Raw genomic sequence first — 4,877 nt, 5'->3', positions numbered from 1 at the left:
GACCAAAGGCAGCGGGAAGCGGGAAGCTGGATTCGTACTGGGTCATGGTGGCGAAGGCGGAGAGCTTGGGGCAGTAAGGCCGCACAAATTCTTTAAAGTCCTTCTCGAAAAAAGAGCGGCTGATCTGCCGGGCCCGGTCAGCCCGGAAGTTGAAGAAGAACAGGGCGTCGCCGTCGCCGATGGTCCCGATTGGCGCGCCCGCTTCGTCCACCAGCACGCGGGGCTTCACGAACTCGTCGGTCTCGCTCGCGTAGTAGGCCGCCTGGATGGCCGAGGCCGCGTCGCGCACGGGCTTGCCCTGTCCGCAGGCCAGGGCCTGGTAGGCGATTTCGTTGCGCTCGTAGTGCTTGTCCCGGTCCATGGCGTAGTAGCGGCCGGTGATGGTCGCCACCCGGCCCGCGCCGATTTCCGCCAGCTTGGCCTCCAGGGCCTGCACGTAAACCTGCCCGCTTCGGGGCGGCGTGTCGCGGCCGTCCAAAAAGGCGTGGATGAAGATGTCCTTGATTCCCTGGCTCTTGGCCAGGGTCACCAGGGCGTGGATATGATTCTGGTGGCTGTGCACGCCGCCATCGGAAACAAGACCCATGAGATGCAGACGCCCGCTGCCCGCCTTAGCTTTGGCGCAAAGGTCCAAGAGCACCGGGTTGGCCGCCAGCTCGCCGTTTTCCATGGCGATGTCGATGCGGGTCATGTCCTGGTAGACGATGCGCCCGGCCCCGATGTTCATGTGCCCCACCTCGGAGTTGCCCATGAAGCCGTCCGGCAGGCCCACGGACCGGCCGGAACAGGCCAGGAACGTGTGCGGATGCCGGGCGAACAGGCCGTCCAGCACCGGGGTCTTGGCCTGGGAAACGGCGTTGCCCGGTCCGGCCGGGGCCAGGCCGAAGCCGTCCAGGATGAGCAGCAGAGTGGGCGTGACAGGCAGCGTGACCGACATCAGGGCTCCTATTGCGGCAGGGCGTCTTCCGGCGTGGCGCCCGTGGGCGCGGCCACGCGCTTGCCCTCGGACCAGAGGCCCTCGATGTTGTAGAACTTGCGGTTGTCGTCCTGAAAAATATGCACGATGATGTCGTTCAGGTCCACCAGGATCCAGGCGCCAGTGTCGTAGCCCTCCATGCCGAAGGAGACGAAGTTCTTCTCCTTGGCCAGGTGCAGGGCGGCGTCGGCCAGGGACTGCGCGTGGCGCTGGCCGCGCGCGCTGACAACGACGATGTGCTCGGCGATGGGGCAGATGCCGGTGACGTCGAGCACGATGATATTTTCACCCTGCTTCTCGTCCAGCAGTGCGGCCAGCAGCTGGCTCTTCTGCTCGGTGGGGATGGAAGGGGTGGTGGGCAGGGTCGGTTTCTTCTTCATGGTTCCTCATGGCGCGCTTAGCGCGCCTGTGCAGTGCAGTCTTGGCGTCGCTTGTACTGAAAACGGGGCGCAAGCGCAATGCGCCAATCTGGTCCGCAATCAGGCTAGCCCGCCACCAACAGGCTCTCCCAACGCACCCACAACCACAGGCCGGTGATGATGAAGCTTGCGAGCGTCACGGGCAGGCCCACGCGCAGGTGTTTGCGCCAGGTGATGGAGATGCCCAGGTCCGCCGCCTGCTCCGCCACGATGAGGTTGGCGATGCTGCCCAGCAGAAACAGGTTCCCGGCCAGGGTGCTGACCAAGGCCAGCAACAGCCTGTCCTGGGGCGTGGGGCTTACGGGCAAAAGCAGCATCACCGCGGGCACGTTGGAGATGACGTTTGACAGCACGGCCGTGACGGCGAAAAGCCAGCCCGGCTGCGAAAGGTCGATCCCGGTCGCCCGGATGCCTGCGAACATGCGCGCAAGCAGGCCGGACTCGGCCACGGCGTGGTTGACCACGAAAAGCCCCAGGAAGAGCAGCAGAAGCTGCCAATCCACCAGGCCGAACACCGCGCGGGTTTCTGTGCGCCGGCTCAACAGCACAAAGCCGCCGACCGTGAGCGCCACCACCTCGCGGGGCACGTTCAGGAACAGAAAACCGACAAGGGCCGCGCCCATGAGCAGGCAGCCCTTGGCCGTTGGCCAGGCTCGGAACTCCACGGCCGGGGCCGGGGCCACCTGGCGGGAGAGCAGCCAGTCGCCGCGCGAAAGCAGCACGATGATGCCCCAGGCGGCGAAGAGCGCACCCAGCACCGGCGGAAGCGCGTCGAGGATGAAGCTGCCGAAGTGCAGGCCGCCCACCTGGCCGATGAGCATGTTCTGCGGGTTGCCGATGAGCGTCGCGGCCGAGCCGATGTTCGAAGCGCAGGCCAACCCCAACAGGAAAGGCACGGGGTTCAGCCCCCGGCGGATGGTTCCTTCGGCCAGGATGGGCGTCATGGCCAGGCAGACGATGTCGTTCACCAGCACGGCGGAAAGCCCGGCCCCGGCCAACATCACAAGCAGGAGCAGGCCCGGTGCCGTCAGCCTTGCGGCGGCGATGCGCCGGGCAAGCAGCGTGTAGAAGCCGCCCAGGCGCAGCTGTGCGGAGACGAGCATCAGGCCGAAAAGCAGGCTCATGGTGGGCATATCCACGCTGGCCCAGGCCTGGCGCGAATCGAGCGCGCCTCCAGCCAAAAGGGCCACGGCGCCAAGCAAAGCCACGCCGGAGCGGTCCACCACAAGCCCGGGCAGGCGCCCCAGAATCATGCCCAGGTAGACCACGGCGAACACGCCCAGCACGAAGTTCTGCATCACTGCCACAGTCATCAAATCTCCCACCGCCAGCATCTCACTGGCGCGTATACGGTCAGGTCAGCAGGATGACAAGGGCAAGCACCGAACAGGCGACGGAAATCCCTGCCCTTCCTTGACGGCCAAAAGGGATTCGGGCAAGGAATTTTCATGCTGTATCATCCCCGAAGCCATCCTCTCCCCTTCCGCACGGGCGCATAAGCCCCGGAAGACGTGGCGAGGTTTCCAGCGGGGCGACGCGAGAATCCAGGGCCACGGACGAGTCGATCCTGGCTTCCCTGTTGCGGGTGTTTGCCCGCTTCATGTGATCACATTGGCGCAGATCGCCCCCTGCGCGCCCCTTGTAAGGAGGACAGGCCATGATTTTTGATGTTGAAAACGAAACAATGCCCCGCGAGGAGCTTGAGGCGCTGCAACTGCGCCGCCTGCAGGGCGTCGTGGCGCGCGTATACGAAAACGTGCCCTTCTACCGCAAGAAACTGGACGAGCGCGGCGTGAAGCCCGAGCACATCCAGAAACTTTCCGACGTGACGCTGCTGCCCTTCACAGAGAAACAGGACCTGCGCAACCACTATCCTTTCGGCCTCTTCGCCGTCAGCCGCGAAAACATCGTGCGCCTGCACTCGTCCTCCGGCACCACGGGCAAGGCTACGGTTGTCGGCTACACAAAGCGCGACATCAAGAACTGGGGCCAGATGGTCGCCCGCTGTCTGGCTGCGGCAGGGGCCACCTCCGGCGACTTCGTCCACAATGCTTACGGCTACGGCCTGTTCACGGGCGGCCTGGGCGTTCATTACGGAGCCGAGGAACTGGGCGCAACCGTGGTGCCCATCTCCGGCGGCGGCACCCGCAGGCAGGCCATGATCCTGCGAGACTTTGGCGCCACCGTCATCACCTGCACGCCCTCCTACGCGCTGCATCTGCATGAAGCGGCCAAGGAAATGGGCATCGACATCAAGGACCTGCCCCTGCGCATCGGCATCTTCGGAGCCGAGCCCTGGACCGACTCCATGCGCGCCGAGATCGAGAACAAGCTCGGCATCACCGCCATCGACATCTACGGCCTGTCCGAGATCATGGGGCCGGGCGTGGCCATCGAGTGCGCCAAGGTGAAAAAGGGCCTGCACATCCAGGAGGACCACTTCCTGGCCGAGATCATCGACTCCGAGACCGGCGAGCAATTGCCCCCGGGCGAAAAGGGTGAACTGGTATTCACCACCATCACCAAGGAAGGCATTCCGCTGCTGCGCTACCGCACCCGCGACATCAGCCGCCTGAACACCGCCCCTTGCCGCTGCGGCCGCACCACGGCGCGCATGGAACGCGTCACGGGCCGCAGCGACGACATGCTCATTATCCGCGGCGTCAACGTGTTCCCCTCGCAGATCGAGACCATCCTGCTCGAAACCGACGGCCTGACCCCGCACTACCAGCTCATCGTGGGCCGCACCAACAACCTGGACACCCTGGAAATCCGCGTGGAGATCGACGAAGCGGTGTTCTCGGACCAGATCAAGAATTTACAACGCCTGGAAACCAAGATAGAAAAGAACATCAAAGAGTTCCTGGGCGTAACCGCCAAGTGCAAGCTGGTGGAGCCCAAGAGCATTGAGCGCAGCGAAGGCAAGGCCAAGCGCATCATCGACATGCGCAACAGCCAGGCGTAGCCCGCCCGGCAGCCATAACCCGGGCACGAGCACCCAAAACGAGCGAGGAACATCATGAAGGTCGATCAACTCTCCATCTTCCTGGAAAACCGCGCCGGTCGCCTGGCCGAGGTCACCCGCATCCTGGCCGACTCCGGCGTGAACATCCGCGCCCTTTCCCTGGCCGATACCTCGGACTTCGGCATCCTGCGCCTCATCGTCTCCGACTTCGAGAAGGCCAAGGAGAACCTCAAGGCCGGCGGCTTCACCGTGGGCCGCACCACCGTGGTCGCGGTGGAAGTATCCGACCAGCCCGGAGGCCTGAACAACATCCTGGAGATGCTGCGCGACGCCAAGATCAACGTGGAGTACATGTACGCGTTCGTGAACCAGTCCGGCGCGCACGCCATCATCATCTTCCGCTTCGACCGCACGGACCAGGCCATCGAGCTCCTGCAGAAGAACAACATCGCCATCGTCCCCGGCGAAAAGCTCTACAAGATGTAATGCAAAGGGGGAGCCTTCGGGCTCCCCTTCT

5 protein-coding genes are annotated in these 4,877 nt (G+C 64.3%); 2 read left to right on the top strand and 3 right to left on the bottom strand.

Annotated elements, in window-relative coordinates; all coding sequences use genetic code 11:
- The 3 genes from gpmI to VN419_RS03995 all read right to left on the bottom strand — a co-directional run.
- Positions 1-937, bottom strand: a 937-nt coding sequence (gene gpmI, locus VN419_RS04005) for a 2,3-bisphosphoglycerate-independent phosphoglycerate mutase (RefSeq protein WP_325644687.1), incomplete at its 3' end; no start/stop codon positions are given.
- An 8-nt stretch (positions 938-945) separates the two neighbouring features.
- Positions 946-1,356, bottom strand: a complete 411-nt coding sequence (gene rsfS / locus VN419_RS04000; RefSeq protein ID WP_325644685.1) for a ribosome silencing factor — start codon at positions 1,354-1,356, stop codon at positions 946-948.
- Between the two features lie 104 nt (positions 1,357-1,460).
- A complete protein-coding gene (locus VN419_RS03995) occupies positions 1,461-2,708 on the bottom strand; it encodes an SLC13 family permease (RefSeq protein ID WP_325644683.1) in 1,248 nt (415 codons plus the stop codon).
- Positions 2,709-3,052: 344 nt separating this feature from the next.
- On the opposite strand from VN419_RS03995, the gene VN419_RS03990 reads away from it, so the two are divergent.
- Both VN419_RS03990 and VN419_RS03985 read left to right on the top strand, forming a co-directional pair.
- A complete protein-coding gene (locus tag VN419_RS03990) occupies positions 3,053-4,360 on the top strand; it encodes a phenylacetate--CoA ligase (RefSeq protein ID WP_325644681.1) in 1,308 nt (435 codons plus the stop codon).
- A gap of 54 nt (positions 4,361-4,414) precedes the next feature.
- A complete protein-coding gene (locus VN419_RS03985; protein WP_325644679.1) occupies positions 4,415-4,846 on the top strand; it encodes an ACT domain-containing protein in 432 nt (143 codons plus the stop codon).
- The last annotated feature ends 31 nt before the right edge of the window (positions 4,847-4,877 follow it).

The sequence above is a fragment of the Humidesulfovibrio sp. genome (assembly GCF_035560995.1).
In the GTDB taxonomy this organism is placed as follows: Bacteria; Desulfobacterota; Desulfovibrionia; order Desulfovibrionales; family Desulfovibrionaceae; genus Humidesulfovibrio.
The sequence above is the reverse complement of the archived record's forward strand: the minus strand, read 5'-3'. Positions and strand labels throughout refer to the sequence as shown.

What these genes read in the sequence shown, in the direction of transcription:
- VN419_RS03990 (WP_325644681.1), top strand. Translation starts at nt 3,053, where the DNA reads ATGATTTTTGATGTTGAAAACGAAACAATGCCCCGCGAGGAGCTTGAG.
- VN419_RS03995 (WP_325644683.1), bottom strand. Translation starts at nt 2,708, where the DNA reads ATGACTGTGGCAGTGATGCAGAACTTCGTGCTGGGCGTGTTCGCCGTG.
- VN419_RS03985 (WP_325644679.1), top strand. Translation starts at nt 4,415, where the DNA reads ATGAAGGTCGATCAACTCTCCATCTTCCTGGAAAACCGCGCCGGTCGC.
- rsfS (WP_325644685.1), bottom strand. Translation starts at nt 1,356, where the DNA reads ATGAAGAAGAAACCGACCCTGCCCACCACCCCTTCCATCCCCACCGAG.